The sequence below is a fragment of the Campylobacter sp. 2018MI01 genome, from assembly GCF_018501205.1.
Classification (GTDB): Bacteria; Campylobacterota; Campylobacteria; order Campylobacterales; family Campylobacteraceae; genus Campylobacter_E.
In genome coordinates this window covers 1-16,791 of record NZ_JAHCZE010000036.1, presented here as the reverse complement: position 1 = coordinate 16,791, position 16,791 = coordinate 1, and the positions used below count along the sequence as shown (strand labels likewise).

The window sequence follows — 16,791 nt, the reverse complement described above, 5'->3', positions numbered from 1 at the left end:
ATTTGAAAGTGTTTAATTATGAAATTTATTTTGAGTTTTTAATATATCATTGTCCAAAAGATATTCTAAAGCGTCTTTTGAATAATTTAAGAAATTTTCTAATTCTTTTTTTTCATTTTCATTAAAATTGTCAAGAACATAATTAATAACTTCATATTTTAAATCAGGTTTTCCAATCCCTAATCTAATTCTTTCATAATCATTACCTATAAAGTTATCTATGGATTTTAATCCATTATGACCACCAGAACTACCACCTTTTTTAATTTTTAGCTTAGAAAAATTTATATCCATTTCATCGTGGCATACAATTATTCTTTCTGGTTTATAAAAATCTACGACTTTCTTTACACTTTCCCCTGAATTATTCATATAGGTTAGTGGTTTGAGTAGTAATATATTTTGTTTTTTATAAAGTTCTCCATTACAGTTTAAACTTTGTTTAGTGTAAGAAGAGTTAAGTAATTTATCAATTAACATAAAGCCTAGGTTGTGGCGAGTATTTGCATATTTCTCGCCAGGATTTCCTAAGCCTACTACTAAAATCATCTAGCTTTTTCAACTCCAACAACAGCTACACGACCAGCGTCAATAATTTTTACATTATCAGCAACTTTAATATCTCTTACTAATAAAGCATCACCAACATCTAAATCAGTTACATCTAATTCAAAGAAATTAGGTAAATTTTCTGCTTTACATTTTACTTTTAAGCGGCGTTTTGATTGAATTAATACACCTTTATTTTTAAGACCTTTTGCAGTTCCTACAACTTTTACTGGAACCATATAAAAGCTCTCAACACCTTTTAGTGCTATTTTTAAATCAACGTGCTTAATTTCGCTAGTTACTGGATGGTGTTGATAATCAACAATTACAACTTCATAAGTTTTACCATCAACACTAACAGGGAAAATTAATCCGTCTTTTTTACGAACTTCTTTAATAAATTCGTTTGTTTTAAATACCGCATGGATATTTTCAACGCCTTTGCCATAGATATTAGCAATTAGCATACCATCTTGTCTAGCAGCTTTAGCTGACTTTCTACCAATACTCTGTCTAATTTGTCCTTCTAACATAAAATGTCCTTTCAAAAAAAATAAGTGTGAATAATACTATAAAAAGTTTAATAAAAATATTATTCTTCTTGAGAAGCAAGTTTAAATTGAAAACCAGTGCTTACATTAGATGATGATTTTTTAGCTTCTCCAAATTTATAACCATCAATTAATACTTTCAAGTCATTTGCATTACTTGCTTTATCATACGCTTCTTCTTCTGTAATTCTTCCTGATTTATATAGCATTAGCAAATGTTGGTCAAAACTTTGCATTTTCATTGTGCCTTCTTTTAATACATCACCTATTGAGTTTTCTCTACCTTCTAAAATAAGTCTTTTTATACGCTCATTTCCTCTTAAAACTTCAATAGCAGCTGTTCTTTTTCCATCTGTGGTTTTACATAATCTTTGAGAAATAACAGCCTTTAATACTCCAGAAAATGAACTTCTAATTCTGTTTTGCTCTTCTTTAGGGAACATTCCTAAAACCCTATTTAATGTTTCTTGTGCATTAATTGTGTGAAGTGTGCTTAAAACTAAGTGTCCTGTTTCTGCTGCGTGCATTGCTACTTCAATGGTTTCTAAATCTCTCATCTCACCTACTAGAATAATATCAGGGTCTTCCCTTAAAGCTGCTCTTAGTGCATCTTGAAAGCTTAAAGCATCTTGTCCTATAGCTCTTTGATTTACTATTGATTTTGCAGGTTTATATTTAAATTCAATTGGGTCTTCAATAGTGATAATATGTCTATGGTAGTTTTGATTAATATATTCAATGATTGAAGCAAGTGTAGTTGTTTTACCACTACCAGTTGGTCCTGTAACTAATATTAATCCTCTTGTTTCTGTTGTTGTTATATCTTTAATAACTTCTGGCAGTTTTAATGCTTCAAAACTTGGCATAGTATCAGGGATTGTTCTAAAAACAGCACTAGGTCCATTCATTGTAAAAAATAAATTCACACGAAAAGAGCCTTTGTATTTAAATTTATCTTTATTTTTAGGCTCATAAGAGAAGTCTATATTTTTATTATCTACAAATCTTGTAAAATCTCCCCTTGTTAGGGCTTTACATAAATCTAACATATCTTCTCTTGATATAATATCAGGTGCTATTTCGCTAATTTCTCCATTTACTCTACCTTTTGGATTTAGGTTTGAGCTAAGGTGTAAATCACTTCCACCAACTTCAATTAAGGTATTTAACCAACCATCTAAATTATCTCTTAATTCCCAACGAATATTTTCTAAATCTATTTCCATTAATAACCTTTAAAGACTTTCTAAAATATCTATATATGCTTTTTCAAATTGGATTAATCCATCTTCTAAAAGTTTTTTGCAAGCGGCATTATACTCAATTTCGTTTATAGTTGAGAATATAAAATCTTTTGAATTTGAAATTATTTCTTGATTTAAATTCTTTATAGTTTTACTAGGTTTATAGGCATTTATAGCATTAATTGGAGCTGTATTTATAGTGTTATTAAATTCTAGTTCTTTTAAATAATAATCTTTACTTAAATCATTACTTTTTGTTCCTGTACTTGCAAATAAAGCTCTTATATTTTCACTATCTACTTTAGATGCTGAATAAATTGCGTTTTGAATTCCTATTTGGTTTTTAACGCTAAATCTATTATTTAATAAGCTATCAACTCTGCTTACAAAAATACTAACTACACCTTTATTAATTATTCCATTAGGATTTTTTGCTTTATATTTTTTCATACCTTGTGCTATTGCATCATTACATTTTTTTGCTTGTTCGTAAGAAAAAATCAGTGTAGCATTTATGCTAATTCCATAACTTGCCAATGTATTCATAACTTCATATCCTGCATTAGTTGCCGGCACTTTTATCATTAAATTTGGCATATTTATCAAATTAGCAATCTTTAAACCTTCTGCAATACTAAGACCTGCATTATTGCTATTTAGTGGATTTATTTCAAAACTAATAAAACCATTATTGTTATCTTTTGCATATAAATAGCTCATTTTAATAGCTGCTTTTTTAATGTCTTCTAAAGCTAGAGTTAAAAATAATTCTTCTTTATTTTTTATACTTAATTGCTTAATTCTTTCTTTATAATATGCTGAAGTAGTAATTGCATTTTTAAATATACTAGGATTACTAGTAGCACCATTTATAGTGCCACTAGCTAGCATTTGTAAAAATTCATTATCTAAAAAACTATTTTCAATAAAATCACACCAAATGCTATATCCACTCATTAAAAATCCCTTTTCATTAAAGCTTCAACTTTTAATATAGTTAAAATACTATTTTCTTGTTTGCCAATTCCATCAATCATACCTTTTTCTTTAAGTAAAGTTTCAGGTGGTTGGTCAATATTACTTTCTTTAATTTTGATAGCTTCTGTTAATTTATCAATAACAAAACCGATATTTCCTTCTTCACCTTTTAAAACTATATATCTTGTATGTTGAGTATGTTTTGAACTACCCAAGCCAAAACGCTTTGCAAGGTCAATTAATGGAATTACATTACCACGCATATTGAATACTCCTAATACATAATCAGGAACGCTAGGAACTCTAGTGTATTCAATAGGTTTTATGATTTCTTGTATGCTTAGAATTGGAATTGCATACTCTTCTTCATCAATCATAAATCCTACTAATTGTCTAATTTGTTCTTCTTTTACATCTCTACCAGAAGCACCTTTAACTTGTTCTTGTTGTCTATTTAAAACTTGATTTAATCTTTCCATTACATTATCCTAATTTTAAATTCTTTCTTACTACATTTTCTAAATATTCATAAGAATAAGGCTTTGTAATATACTCAGTCATTCCTACTTCTACGCCTCTTAATCTATCACTCTTGCTAGTTCTACTTGTAACAGCAATTAGTGGTAGATTTCTATATTTTGCATATTTTCTAATTTCTGCTGCTAGTGTGTAACCATCCATTCTTGGCATTTCAATATCAATTAGCATTCCATCTATTGAATGCTCGCCGCTTTTTACTATATTTAAAGCTTCTACACCATTGCTTGCTTCAATTACTTTAATTCCAAGTGGTTCTAATGCTTTTTTCATAATTCCTCTATCAATTTGAGAATCATCAACAGCTAAAACTACATAATCACTTGGTTTTTCTTTTGAAACTTTAGCACCACTTTCGCTACTTGCTTTAATATCTACTTTAACATCTTTTGCCATATCCATCATTGCACCAACATCAACTATTAATGTAACATTACCATCTCCACGAATGGTTGAGCCTGCAATTCCTGTGATATTTTGTAAATAATATCCCATAGATTTAATTACAACTTCTTCTTGACCTATTAAAGTATCTACTATAATTCCAAGTTTAGAAGCTGCTGCACCAACAACAACTACATAAGCTTGTTCGCTATTTTCAAGTACTTGTTTTACTCCAAATAAATCACTAAGTCTTACAAGTGATAAAACTTCATCTCTAAGTCTTAAAACATTTTTACCTTCAATTGTATAAATATCATCAATAGCAACTCTTACCGTTTCAAGAACACTAGCAAGTGGAATTGCATAGAATTCTTCTTGAGTTTTTACAAGTAGTGATTGAATGATAGCTAGTGTTAATGGGATTTTTAGTTTTATAACCGTTCCTTTTCCTAATTCGCTATCTACTTCAATAATACCATTTAGCTTATCAATGTTTGTTTTAACAACATCCATTCCAACACCACGACCACTTACATTTGTTACTTGTTTAGCAGTTGAAAATCCTGGTTTAAATATAAGACCATAAGCTTCTTTATCGCTCATATTATCAGCTTCTCTTTCGCTAATAATTCCTTTTTCAATACCTTTAGTTTTTAATACTTCAGCATTAAGTCCTTTACCATCATCAGCTATTTCAATTACTATGTGATTTCCTTCATTGTATGCTTTTAGCTGAACCGTTCCTCTTTCTGGTTTGCCTGCTGCTATTCTATCTTCTGCTGATTCAACTCCGTGATCGCAAGAATTTCTAATCATATGCATAATAGGATCGCCTATTTCTTCTACGATTGATTTATCAAGTTCTGTTTCTTCACCTTCAAGTTCAAGCTCAATTTGTTTTCCTAAATCACGGCTTAAATCTCTAACAACCCTTGGGAATTTGTTAAATACTTTTGCAATTGGTTGCATTCTTGTTTTCATTACAGCTAATTGAATATCAGTTGTTACTACGCTTAATTGATTTACAACTTGATTTAATTCTTCTATGAATTTTTCGCCTTCATATCTTTCTTCAACATCATCATAGATTTTTAAAAGTCTATTTTTACCCAATACAAGTTCGCCTATTAAGTTCATTAGGTTATCAAGTCTTTTTACTTCAACCCTAATAGTTTGCTCCATATTTGATGAATTGCCTTTATCAGCAGCTACAGGTGCTTGTTTTGCATTTCTAGCTTCTTTTGTATCTTGTTTTTCACTAGCTCTTTCAGAGATTTTTTCTACTGGTTTTTCAATAGGTGTTTCAACTACTTTTTCAACTTTTTTAGTTTCTACCACTGCTTCTTGTTGTTTTTTCTCTTCTCTTCTTGCTTTATCTTCAGCTTTTCTTTGTTTTAATAATCTTTCAATTTCAGCTTCTACTTCATCAGCACTTAAAGAATTTACATCTACTTCTTCTTCATTACTATTTGAATCTTTTTCAATTAATTCTTCAATTTTCTCATCTAAACTTTTTGGCTCAGCTTTAACTTCGCTTAAAATTTTACCTTCGCTAATTGCAGTTAGACGGCTACAAATTGAGCTAATATCCATATTTATTGCTGTATCATTGCCATTATCTTTAATACAATGTAATAAGTCTTTCATCATATCAATTGATTCAAGCACAACATCCATAATATCAGGAGTTATTAGCAATTCTCCGTGACGAGCTTTGTTTAAAACATCTTCCATATGATGAGTTAGTTTTGTTAAAACATCAAAGTTTAAAAAGCTTGAACTTCCTTTAACAGTGTGAGCAACACGGAAAATGCGGTTTAGCAATTCTAAATCTTCAGGATTACTCTCAAGCTCAACTAAATCGTGATCTATTTGTTCAATTAATTCAAAAGCTTCTACTAAGAAGTCTTCTAATATCTCTTGCATATCTTCCATATCTACGCTCCTTACTTTTTAATATATGATTCAATTACTCTTGATACTTCTTTGTAAAATACATTAGCATCAAATTTGGTTAAAAAGGCATCTCCACCTACATCTTTACTCTTAAGAGTTGAAAATTCATTACTTAAAGATGAGTTGAAGATAATTGGAATACCTTTAAATCTAATATCTTCTCTAACTCTTGAAGCGAAGTGAAATCCGTCCATTTGTGGCATTTCAACATCACTAATAATAACTTTTACTTGATTAGCAATATCACCTTTGTATGCTTCATAAAGTTCATTCATTTTATTAAGTCCATCTACACCATCTTTTGCTTCAATTACTTTAAAGCCCATTTTATCAAGTGCATCGCGAACTAATTTTCTAGCAGTTGAGCTATCATCTAATACAACTGCTGTTCCTGTCATTTTTTTGATTTCTTTTTCTTCTATATCAATTTTTGGAGAGTAAATTCCAAGCTCTTCAACAATTCTTTCAAGGTCTAAGATTAATAAAACTTCATCATTTTCAATCTTAGCAATTCCTGTTATTTGACTTTTATCAAATCCGCCTGTATTTGTTGAAAAATCAGAACCTCTAATATCACTTGCATTAATTCTTCTAATTCTTTTTGCTTCATGAACTATAAAACCTATCATAATATTTGAAAATTCAGCAATAATAATTCTAGGTTTTAATACCATATCTTTTGGCTCAATTATATTCATCCATTTAGCTAAATTTATTACAGGAATTACAACTCCTCTTAAATCAAATACTCCTTCAATATATTCAGGAACACCTGGTAATTCTGTAAGTGCAGGTATTTTTATGATTTCTTTAACTTTAGCAACATTAACTCCATAAATTCCTTCATAGACTTTATGTTGTCCTTGTTTATAGATACGAAAATCTACAAGTTCCATTTCATTAGAATCAGCCTTTAAGACTTTATCTTCTGCCATATTTACTCCTTTCTGGGTAAGTTATATTTTTTTATAAAGCCATATTCTAGTATAAAAAAACTTCGGTCATTTGCAAAAGCTTCTAAATTCTTGTATTTTATATTTTCTAAGCAATACTCATCTCCTTGATGAAAGTGCCCTTCTATTATATAATCAATATTTACGCCTTTTTTTATAAAAAAACTTTTATATTTTTTAATTCTAAATTCCATTAATTTTTTAAAAAAATCTAATTTTTTATATAGCTTTAATACCATTTGTTGATTGCAAATCATTTGATAAATTTTATCAAAACTTAAAATATTTAATAAATGTAATATAAAAATTACAAAGCTAAATCTTAAAAATTTTAAAGCTATTTGAGTGATGATTGGTAAGAATATATCTCCGTGAGATATAGCAAAAATCTTATTATTATAAGTTGCTAAAATTGGTTGATTTTTAATTATTTTTACATTTTTAAAAAGATTAGTTAAATTAAAATCATGATTTCCTTCAAAATAAATAATTTCTATTTTTAAAGCTAAATCATCTAATGCTTTTATAATATCTAAATTATCGTTTTTACAACTTGAAATTCCACCTATTAAAAGATTAAAAATATCTCCTAGAAGTATTACTTGTGGTGGATTAGTCTTTTTTAAAAAATCTATAAAATCTACAAAATCAAGCCTAGTGCTATCATAATGCACATCGGCTATAAAAATTGCTCCTTCTTTTAATACAAGCATTAAATATCAAGCTCTTTATAATAAATTTCAAGTATTTCATAACTAGCTTTACCTTTAGGTAATACTACATTAAACTCATCGCCTTCAACTTTACCTATCATAGCTTTTGCTATAGGTGAGTTTATACTAATATAGCCTTTCTCTAAATCGCTTTCGCTATTTCCTACTATGCTAAATGTTTTTTCTTCTTCTGTATTTAAATCCATTATTAAAACCGTGCTACCAAATCTTACTTTATCGTGATTAAATTCTGCTGGATTTACTATCTTAGCATTTGCTAAAATTTCGCTAAGTTCTGCAATTTTGCCTTCTAAAAAGCTTTGTTTTTCTCTTGCTGCGTGATATTCAGCGTTTTCTTTTAAATCTCCGTGAGACCTTGCAATATCAATTTCTTTTACCACATTAGGACGCTCAACTACCTTTAAATGCTCTAATTCTTTAAATAATTTTTCATATCCTTTTTGTGTCATCATTTCCATATTATTACTCCTTGATTAATTTTGCTAAATTATTTGCTATTTCACCTTTAGTTAATTCTCTTAATTTTTTTGATTTTTCTAAAAATTCATCTTTATTTGCATTTTCAAATGCTTTTAATAACTCTGTCTTATCTAAATTTTGAATGAATTCTTTATGAAATTCGCCTAAATTAAGCTTATCAAAAATAATATTACAAAGTCCAATAAATTTGATTTTTACTAAAGTTTTTGCTATGAAATAATCAATCATTTTAGCCTTATAACATAAACAAAAAGCATTTCCAATAAGCCCTGCTTCAAGACTTGCAGTCCCGCTGCAAATATAAGCAAACTCGCATTCTTTTAAAGTAGCCTTAGTATCATATGAGATAGTAAAGCCGCTTAAATCTTCATATAAATCTAATCTATCTTTTAAAAAATTTGGCACACAAACTACGCATTCATAGTCTTTAAAATCTTGTTTTAAATTCCTAAAAATCGGCATTAAAGATTTGATTTCGCTTTTTCTTGAACCTGGTAAAAAGGCTATTAATTTTTTAGAATTTGAGTTTTCTTTAAAATAATCTTTCAATGCTTCATTACTTGGATTTCCAAAATAATGAGATTTTTTAAAATACTGATTTTCAAAAGGTAAAATCCCAACTAATTCATCACATAAACTCTCAACTACCTTAATCCTACCTTTTTTCCAAGCCCAAACTTGTGGCAAGATAAAATAAATAATTTTGCCTTTAAAACCTGCTTTTCTTAAGGCTTTTGCAAATGGTATATTAAAAGCAGGAGAATCAATTAATAAAATCTTTTCAATTTTGTCATTAAGTGCTATTTGAACCAAATCTTTTATAGCTTTTTTTGCTTTTAAAATAAGTGGCAAAATCTGCACAAAACCCATAGCATTAAATTCTGTAAAATCACAATAATTATTAGAATTTAAAATAGGAATTTCATTTTTTAAATTAATATCATAAATCCCGTATAATTCTATATTATCTAATTTTTTTAATATATGTTTTAGATGAGAATTTGCAGAATTTTCTAAAGCTATGCTTAATAATTTCATATTTTTTCCTTTAATAAAAATTATTCTTTAAAGAGAATTTAAAGTATATTGATATTATTATAAAACATAATTTTAATATAAGGAGCCACTATGAAATATAGTGCCATTTTACTTAGTGTTAATTTATTTGCAGGTGTTGTAAATCCTAATTTTGCTTATCAAGATTATTTAGATTTTGGAAATAATAAAGGTAAATTTAAAGTAGGTAATAATATAGAAGTTACAGATATTTATGGAAAAACTATTGATTTTAAAGTTCCTATGCCAAGTTTTAATGCAGCAAATACTACAGGAGATTTGATGGGTGAACTTACTAATATAGGTGGCTCTTTTGCAATCACTGCAGCTCATATGATTAGTCCTACATATAGAAAAGATTTAATACAAAAAGATAAAGAATATGAATTTGGCTTAGTAAAATCAAAAGTAGTAGCAAGTGATACAAATTTTAAAGATTATCTTAAATGGAATAACTCTTGTAGTGAATTAGTTCAAGTTGATGACTTAAAAGATTTTGCTGTAATTAAAATGAGTAAATTAAATATCAATGAAAGTGCAAAGCTAATTGATAAAGAATTTTATTTTAAAAACACAAATGTTAGTGAAAATTTAAAAAACGACCAAACCGTAATTTATCAAGATAAGTATTTTAATAAAAATAGTTCTAGTAAGTGGGATATTGATGCTTATAAAGAATATATTAAAACAAGCGGTGAAAAAGATGATAATAATATAGGAAAAGGTGAAATTTTAAATAATCCAGAAAGATTTAGCGTATATGCAAGAACTGGTAGTGGAATTCAAAAAATTGGTAATATTAATACAAATATTTTTCCTAAAAAAGTAGCTAATCCTTCAGAGTTTTTAACCGGTGGAATTTTATATGTAGATGAAGATAAAAGCAAAATAGAAACAGGATATTTGCATTTAAGTGCAAAGGATTATTATAAAGATGTAAGGCTTGATTTTTCAAATACTTCAGCTCCAGGAGATAGTGGAAGTGCTATTTATGTATGGGATAACTTGAAAAAAGAATGGTTAGTGGTAGGAGTAGTTAGTAGAAGTGATTGTGGTGATGATAATACAACTTGCTCTTATACAAAATATGCTCTTATAAATAGTTTTATAATTAATGATTTTAAGAATGATTTTACTGCTACTTTAAGTGGTAATTCTTATAATTCAAATGATATATATTCAAATATTAAAGATAAATATAATGAAAATAATAAAGATTTAGTATTTAGTAAAGCTGCAAATATTGCTCTAGATAAGAATGAGAATTTTGGCTCAAGTGTGTTTTATTTTAAAGATAATTCTACTTTAAATGGCGAAGAAGTTTTATTGGGTGGAGTTGTGATAGATGATGGTAAGACACTTAATTTTAATGCAAAAACAGCAGCTAATGATAATTTGCATAAAATGGGAAAAGGAACGCTAGAAATTAGCAAAGAAAGTGCAGGTGGATTAAGAAGTGGCGAAGGGCTAACGATTTTAAATACAAGCAATAAAGCGTTTAGTTCAATTTATCTTCTAAACAATGCAGGGCTAAAAATAACTAATGCAAATCAAATTAATAATGCTAATTTAGTTTTTAATGGTGGATATTTGGATTTAAATGGAGTTGATTTAAGTTTTGATAAAATTCAAGCAAATGATTTTAGAACTAAGATTATTAATTCAAATTCTAAAAAATCAACTCTAAGTATAAATAACACTAATGATATAGGTATTTATCACGGACAAATTAGCGATAATATTGATTTAAAACTGAATAATTCTAAGACTTTTGTATTTGATGGAGAAATAAAAGCTGATGAATTAAGTGTAAATGGTGGAACTACGATATTACAAGGTCATCCTTTAGAGCATTCTTATTTTCTAAATCAATCTTTAGCTAATTCTTTAGGTGTAAATACTGCTCCTAATACAAATACTCAAGATGAATACGAAAATAGAACAAGCAAAATAAATAATATAAATCTAAGTAATTCAACCTTTAAAATATTAAAACATAGCAATTTAACATCAGATAATATTACTTTAGATAAATCAAATCTTAGCATAGGAGAGAATTTGATTTATCTTGATAAATACGATGCAAATCATATAAATAGCTCTTTAGTATTTACTTCTTTTGCTAATGAATTTAATTCAATTGCAAAAGATATTGAAGTGACTGCAAATGTGAAATTAAAAAATAATTCAACTCTTAGCATTATGAATAATTCTAATTTTAGTGGTTCTATAATCACAGAAGATAATAATTCTACTTTAAACTTAAATAATGCAAATATTGATGCAAATATAAATGTAGCTAATTTAAATGCTAGCAAGACTAATTTTATGTTTAGTTTAAACAATACTCTAATATCAAGTATAAGCACACTAGGTGGGCAAAATACTTTTATGATTAAACCTGATTTAGCTAATGCTAATAAGTTTTTATTAGCAAGTCTTGTAAATACTAATAATACTATTAATAATGATTATTTAAAAGCACTTGATTATAAAGAAAATATCAGTATTTATACACCTAATGTTGAGTTTGTTAATGAAAATGGCAAAGCTAATTGGTATTTAGTAAAAGTAAATAAAGAAGATATTGAAAATACAACTCCTATTGTGCCAGAAACAAAGCCAGAACCTAAACCAGAACCTAAACCTAACGATGATTTAAATAAGCCTAGTGTTAAAGATTATTTCTTCGTTCAAGAAAATAAAGAAGTTACACAAATGATTGATAGTTCGTTAAATCAAGTATTTTTTAGCTATGTATTAGAATGGAATAACTTGCAAAAAAGAATGGGAGAATTAAGAAATAACACAGATGCAAATGCTGGAATTTGGTTTAGAGCTTATACAGGTCAAAGCTCTTACGAACACGCAAACAAGACTAAGTTTTATGAAATGCAATTAGGAGCTGATAAATTAAATCAAGGCAATAATTATGTAAATTACACAGGGCTTATTTTTAATGCTAGTAAATATAGTTTAAGTGATAATTTAGATGGCAGTATAAAAGGTTATGGTTTTGGAGCATATTCTAGCACTATATATGATAATGGATTGTATTTTGATGTAATAGCAAAATATATAAATTATAAAAATGATTTTAATTTATATGTTAAAAATCAAAACGAAGTTACAAATTCTTTAAAACCAAATAATTCTTATACTTTTTTAGCTAGTGCTGAGATTGGATATAGAAAAGATTTTAATAATTTTTATTTAGAACCACAAATTGAATTAATAACAGGTTATGTAAGTAAGCAAGAATTAACAAGCAGTGATAAAAAATTATATTTACAATCAGATTCTTTTATCCCACTTAATTTAAAAACAGCTATTTTTACAGGTTTTAATAAAAATGATTTATCACTTAGAGCAGGCGTTGGACTTGCTAGCGATTTGGTAAATAATTCTAAGAAAACTATAAAAGATTTAGATACTATAAGCATTAATAATGGTAAAAGAGATTCAAGAGTATTTGTTAATTTATCAAGCTCTTATAAGCTAAATAATCGTTCAAATATAGGCTTAGAATTTGAAAAAACATTCGGTGGTAATCTAAACATAGATTATAGCTTTAACCTAGTATATAGATATAACTTCTAATCTTCTTTCATCACAATAATATAAAAATTATTGTGGTGAATTATTTATAAATTTATTATTTTATAAATAAAATTTACTTTTGATTATATTTTTTATTTAATATATTTTTAATTTATAATTAAAGTTAATATCATAAAATCACTGATTAAATCTTAAAAAAGGACTTATTATGCGTATTTTGCTTTTATTGGTGTTTTTTTCAATTTCATTAGTTGCTAATGTTGGAAGTATTGTAAATTATGTAGGAGATGTTGAGGTTTTAAGAAATCAATCAACAATTAATGTAAATCATAAAAATTATGAGCTATTAGAAAACGATATTATTCTTACTAAAAATAATGCAAAAGTTCAAATAAAATTTATAGATAATACTACTCTTACTTTAGGTAAAAACTCAACTTTACAAATCAATAAATATTTAATTAATGGAGCAAATTCTAAAGTGAATTTGAAAGCTAAAAAAGGAAGTTATGATTTAGTAAGTGGAGATATTTCTAAGCTAGCTAGACAAAACTTTACTTTCCAAGCAAATACAGCGACCATTGGCATTCGTGGAACTAGATTTAGTGGAGATGTTAATAATGGTTTTGTTAATTGTATTTCAGGAGAAATTGAAGTTGGAGTAGGCGGTAAAAAATATAATTTAAAAAAAGGAGAGAGATTACACTATAAAAATTTAGGAATTATCAAATTAGAAAAATTAAAACCAAGTAGTTTTAATGTAATCAAATTATAAAAATAGGAGAAAATATGAACAAAATAGCTTTAATTGTGTTTTTAGCAAGCTCACTTTTCGCAAATATTGGAAAAATAGTTACATTAAGAGGAGATGTTGTAATTTTAAGTGACAACAAAGAAAGAATTGCAAAAACAAATGATATTTTAGAAGAAAATGACAAAATAATCACAAAAAATAATGCAAAATTACAAATTAAATTCATAGATAATACAATAGTTACGCTAGGTAAAAATACAACTTTAAATATTAAAGATTATGTAATTGATGGTAAAAAATCAAAAGTAAGTCTTGAAGTAAATAACGGACATTTTAAAGTAATATCAGGAAATATTTCAAAAATAGCTAGAAAGAATTTTGAATTTCAAGCAAAAACAGCAACGATTGGAATTAGAGGAACCGTGTTTGTTGGAAGTCTTGGAAAGGTTGATAAAGTAGGTTGTTTAGAAGGTGCAATAGATGTTAAAGTAGGAAATAAAACTTCTTTAGTTCAAGCAGGAAATCAATTAAGATTTGATAATGATAAGGTTATTAAGATTGAAAAGATAGTGCCTAAGGAATTTGAAACTATTAATACAGGTAAAGAAAGTCAAGTAAATACTAAACAATCTTATAAAAATAGTGAAAGTTTTAATGAGTTTTTAAATTCTAAAGAAGAAATGATAAAAGCAAAACAAGAATACTATCAAAATAAAAATTATCAAGATTATAAAAATAATTATAAATACAATAATGAAAGAATAAAGGATTTAGATACTAATTCAATATCTAAAGATATCATTAAAATATGTAATGGCAATACTTATTGCATACAAAATAAAATAAATTATGCAAATAAGGGATATTTAAATGGTAAAGACTATCAAAACAATAGGCAAAGAAATTCTACTTACGGAGTTCAAAAATGATAAAAAAGATTATTTTATCATTTTTAATAAGCTCTCTTGCTTTTGCTAATTATATAGATGAGTTTAATAAGAAAAATTATAAAAAAGCTTTAGAATTAGCTAAAGCTCAATGTGAGATTGATTGTAGTGATGAAAAACTTAACCTAATTTTAGCAAAAAGTGCTGAAAAATTAAAAGATACAAAAGAAGCAATTGCAGCTTACGATAGGGTTTTAATTATTAATGAAAACAATATTGAAGCTAGATTTTCAATAGCTAATTTGTATTATGAAAATAATAATCCAGAGCTTATGAGAGATGAATTAAATTATATGCTAAATAATTTGGATTTAAGTTCTACTCAAAAAGTTAGAATTAATAATATGCTAAATAATTTAGATAATTTTACAAAAGAAGTTGCTAAGCCTTATTTTATAGGGCTTAATTTGGGTTTTGCTTATGATACAAACCCGCTTTATGGCAATGATAATTTCACTGATTTTGTTGGTGAGAAGATTAGAAATTTTAAAAATGAAAAAGCAAGTGGTTCTTTAAGTTTTAATTTTAATATAGATGGTGCTTATAATTTAGATTTAGGAAATAATTATTTTGCAGAGCTTTATGCGAGTTTAAATAATAAAAAATATTTAAAAAATAAAAGCGAAAATTACCCTGATTTAAATGTATTAACATTAGCAATTAATCCAAGCTATGTAAGGGATAATCACAAAATTACTCTAAATGCTAGTTATGATTTTATATTACTTAGAAGAGCTGCGTTTTTGCATAGCTTAAATATTGGTATTAATTATGAAAATAATGTAAATGATAATTATTTATATTTAATTTCTTATGATTTATCTAAAGGAATATTTGCTGATAGTATGGATAAAGATTCTAATTTTATCCATCATTCTTTAGGTCTTAATAATGTTTTTGCATATAATGATAATATTTATTATTTTAATTTAAATTATGATTTAGAAAATGCAAAAGATAGTTTTAGTGCTAATTCTGATTTTAAAAATTATGGTATAAAAATCGGGGCTATTATTCCTATATTAAATAAAGTTAGTTTTAAGCCAAGTTTTGGTTATAATCATACAATTTATAAAAAGGTTGATTCATCTTATTATTCAAAAAGAAAAGATAATGAAATAGTTATTTCTAGTATTTTTGATTATAAATTAGATTATAATCAATCTTTGAGTTTCGCTTTGATTTATGATAAGCAAAATTCAAATCATAATTTTTATGATAGTTTAAATTATACAAGTATGATTAATTATAGATATGAGTTTTAAAAGGAAAATAGTATGAGAAATATTTTATTATTAAGCAGTGATAGATATAAAAACTTAGATTCTTTTGATTGGTGTGCTAGTATATTAAATGATTTTTTTGCTAAAACTAAACAAATAGCTCTAGTTCCTTATGCTCAAGTAATTGATGGATTTGATGAATACGAAAAAACTCTTAAAAATAAAATAAACTCAAAAATAGTTTCTATACACAATGACCCTATTAATATATTAAACGATAGCGATGGGATATTAGTAAGTGGCGGTAATTTATTTGTTCTTTTACATAGATTACAAAAGCTAAATTTATTAGATATTTTAAAAGATAAAATAGAAAATTCTATAACCTATGCTGGCTGGGGTGCTGGGGCTAGTGTATTATCAGAAGATATTAAAACTTGTAATGATTTACCTATATTATATCCTAGTAATTTGCAAGCTTTAGGTATTTTAAAATACCAAATAATCACTGAATATATCCCTCAAGATAGGGAATATTCAATGAAGCTTTATGAATATTTTAAGCTAAATCAAAATTCTTCTGTTTTTGCTCTGCCATATGGTTCTGCCCTTAAAATTCATAATGATAGTGCCTTAGTAATGGGTAATGAAGGGGTTTTAAAATTATCTGAATATTATGAGCAATACTTTAAAATTGGTGATTTTATCAAGCTTTAATACATATTTTTAATCAAAAGAATTTAAATTATGGATTAAATTTTTATCTAAAAAGGATTTTTATTATCCGATTTGCTATTTTTAACAACATTTATTAAAAAAAGTTTCGTAATATTTCATAAAGGAAAAAAATGATTAAAATTATGAAAACTAAGGCTATTTTAGAC

15 protein-coding genes are annotated in these 16,791 nt (G+C 26.7%); 5 read left to right on the top strand and 10 right to left on the bottom strand.

Annotated features, from left to right (window positions below; translation table 11 throughout):
* Window positions 1-12: 12 nt before the first annotated feature.
* The 10 genes from pth to lpxB are packed head-to-tail and all read right to left on the bottom strand — an operon-like array spanning window position 13 to window position 9,404.
* Window positions 13-549, bottom strand: a complete 537-nt coding sequence (pth, locus tag KJQ97_RS06445; protein ID WP_214116613.1) for an aminoacyl-tRNA hydrolase — start codon at window positions 547-549, stop codon at window positions 13-15.
* The gene (locus KJQ97_RS06440) at window positions 546-1,082 is read right to left on the bottom strand and encodes a 50S ribosomal protein L25/general stress protein Ctc (protein ID WP_214116615.1); all 537 of its coding nucleotides are present in this window, start codon (window positions 1,080-1,082) and stop codon (window positions 546-548) included. Before KJQ97_RS06440 ends, pth begins: the two co-directional genes overlap by 4 nt.
* Window positions 1,083-1,141: 59 nt before the next feature.
* Window positions 1,142-2,326, bottom strand: a complete 1,185-nt coding sequence (locus tag KJQ97_RS06435; protein ID WP_214116621.1) for a type IV pilus twitching motility protein PilT — start codon at window positions 2,324-2,326, stop codon at window positions 1,142-1,144.
* Window positions 2,327-2,335: 9 nt separating this feature from the next.
* Window positions 2,336-3,301 carry a transaldolase gene (locus KJQ97_RS06430; protein WP_214120314.1) on the bottom strand — a complete coding sequence of 322 codons (966 nt, stop codon included), beginning with the start codon at window positions 3,299-3,301 and terminating at the stop codon, window positions 2,336-2,338.
* Window positions 3,301-3,801: a chemotaxis protein CheW gene (locus tag KJQ97_RS06425; protein ID WP_214116625.1), complete on the bottom strand. Its 501-nt coding sequence runs from the start codon at window positions 3,799-3,801 to the stop codon at window positions 3,301-3,303. Before KJQ97_RS06425 ends, KJQ97_RS06430 begins: the two co-directional genes overlap by 1 nt.
* A 4-nt stretch (window positions 3,802-3,805) precedes the next feature.
* Window positions 3,806-6,178 (bottom strand): hybrid sensor histidine kinase/response regulator, encoded by a 2,373-nt coding sequence (locus tag KJQ97_RS06420; RefSeq protein WP_214120313.1) that lies wholly within the window; start codon window positions 6,176-6,178, stop codon window positions 3,806-3,808.
* Window positions 6,179-6,189: 11 nt separating this feature from the next.
* Complete coding sequence (locus tag KJQ97_RS06415) at window positions 6,190-7,134, bottom strand: chemotaxis protein (RefSeq protein ID WP_214120312.1); 945 nt, start codon at window positions 7,132-7,134, stop codon at window positions 6,190-6,192.
* 2 nt (window positions 7,135-7,136) lie between these two features.
* Window positions 7,137-7,865 carry a UDP-2,3-diacylglucosamine diphosphatase gene (locus KJQ97_RS06410; RefSeq protein ID WP_214120311.1) on the bottom strand — a complete coding sequence of 243 codons (729 nt, stop codon included), beginning with the start codon at window positions 7,863-7,865 and terminating at the stop codon, window positions 7,137-7,139.
* Window positions 7,865-8,344, bottom strand: a complete 480-nt coding sequence (greA, locus tag KJQ97_RS06405; RefSeq protein WP_250325865.1) for a transcription elongation factor GreA — start codon at window positions 8,342-8,344, stop codon at window positions 7,865-7,867. Before greA ends, KJQ97_RS06410 begins: the two co-directional genes overlap by 1 nt.
* A 4-nt stretch (window positions 8,345-8,348) precedes the next feature.
* The gene (lpxB, locus tag KJQ97_RS06400; protein WP_214120310.1) at window positions 8,349-9,404 is read right to left on the bottom strand and encodes a lipid-A-disaccharide synthase; all 1,056 of its coding nucleotides are present in this window, start codon (window positions 9,402-9,404) and stop codon (window positions 8,349-8,351) included.
* Between the two features lie 90 nt (window positions 9,405-9,494).
* Between lpxB and KJQ97_RS06395 the strand changes: the two genes are divergently transcribed.
* The 5 genes from KJQ97_RS06395 to KJQ97_RS06375 all read left to right on the top strand — a co-directional run bounded on the left by KJQ97_RS06395 (window position 9,495) and on the right by KJQ97_RS06375 (window position 16,624).
* Window positions 9,495-13,022: a S6 family peptidase gene (locus KJQ97_RS06395; RefSeq protein ID WP_214120309.1), complete on the top strand. Its 3,528-nt coding sequence runs from the start codon at window positions 9,495-9,497 to the stop codon at window positions 13,020-13,022.
* Between the two features lie 169 nt (window positions 13,023-13,191).
* A complete protein-coding gene (locus tag KJQ97_RS06390; RefSeq protein WP_214120308.1) occupies window positions 13,192-13,758 on the top strand; it encodes a FecR family protein in 567 nt (188 codons plus the stop codon).
* Window positions 13,759-13,772: 14 nt separating this feature from the next.
* A complete protein-coding gene (locus tag KJQ97_RS06385; protein WP_214120307.1) occupies window positions 13,773-14,666 on the top strand; it encodes a FecR family protein in 894 nt (297 codons plus the stop codon).
* The gene (locus KJQ97_RS06380; protein WP_214120306.1) at window positions 14,663-15,949 is read left to right on the top strand and encodes a surface lipoprotein assembly modifier; all 1,287 of its coding nucleotides are present in this window, start codon (window positions 14,663-14,665) and stop codon (window positions 15,947-15,949) included. Before KJQ97_RS06385 ends, KJQ97_RS06380 begins: the two co-directional genes overlap by 4 nt.
* A gap of 12 nt (window positions 15,950-15,961) precedes the next feature.
* Window positions 15,962-16,624 (top strand): Type 1 glutamine amidotransferase-like domain-containing protein, encoded by a 663-nt coding sequence (locus KJQ97_RS06375; protein ID WP_214116644.1) that lies wholly within the window; start codon window positions 15,962-15,964, stop codon window positions 16,622-16,624.
* Window positions 16,625-16,791 lie beyond the last annotated feature (167 nt).

Coding starts and splice junctions, on each gene's coding strand:
- pth (WP_214116613.1), bottom strand. CDS start 549: ATGATTTTAGTAGTAGGCTTAGGAAATCCTGGCGAGAAATATGCAAAT.
- KJQ97_RS06440 (WP_214116615.1), bottom strand. CDS start 1,082: ATGTTAGAAGGACAAATTAGACAGAGTATTGGTAGAAAGTCAGCTAAA.
- KJQ97_RS06435 (WP_214116621.1), bottom strand. CDS start 2,326: ATGGAAATAGATTTAGAAAATATTCGTTGGGAATTAAGAGATAATTTA.
- KJQ97_RS06430 (WP_214120314.1), bottom strand. CDS start 3,301: ATGAGTGGATATAGCATTTGGTGTGATTTTATTGAAAATAGTTTTTTA.
- KJQ97_RS06425 (WP_214116625.1), bottom strand. CDS start 3,801: ATGGAAAGATTAAATCAAGTTTTAAATAGACAACAAGAACAAGTTAAA.
- KJQ97_RS06420 (WP_214120313.1), bottom strand. CDS start 6,178: ATGGAAGATATGCAAGAGATATTAGAAGACTTCTTAGTAGAAGCTTTT.
- KJQ97_RS06415 (WP_214120312.1), bottom strand. CDS start 7,134: ATGGCAGAAGATAAAGTCTTAAAGGCTGATTCTAATGAAATGGAACTT.
- KJQ97_RS06410 (WP_214120311.1), bottom strand. CDS start 7,865: ATGCTTGTATTAAAAGAAGGAGCAATTTTTATAGCCGATGTGCATTAT.
- greA (WP_250325865.1), bottom strand. CDS start 8,344: ATGGAAATGATGACACAAAAAGGATATGAAAAATTATTTAAAGAATTA.
- lpxB (WP_214120310.1), bottom strand. CDS start 9,404: ATGAAATTATTAAGCATAGCTTTAGAAAATTCTGCAAATTCTCATCTA.
- KJQ97_RS06395 (WP_214120309.1), top strand. CDS start 9,495: ATGAAATATAGTGCCATTTTACTTAGTGTTAATTTATTTGCAGGTGTT.
- KJQ97_RS06390 (WP_214120308.1), top strand. CDS start 13,192: ATGCGTATTTTGCTTTTATTGGTGTTTTTTTCAATTTCATTAGTTGCT.
- KJQ97_RS06385 (WP_214120307.1), top strand. CDS start 13,773: ATGAACAAAATAGCTTTAATTGTGTTTTTAGCAAGCTCACTTTTCGCA.
- KJQ97_RS06380 (WP_214120306.1), top strand. CDS start 14,663: ATGATAAAAAAGATTATTTTATCATTTTTAATAAGCTCTCTTGCTTTT.
- KJQ97_RS06375 (WP_214116644.1), top strand. CDS start 15,962: ATGAGAAATATTTTATTATTAAGCAGTGATAGATATAAAAACTTAGAT.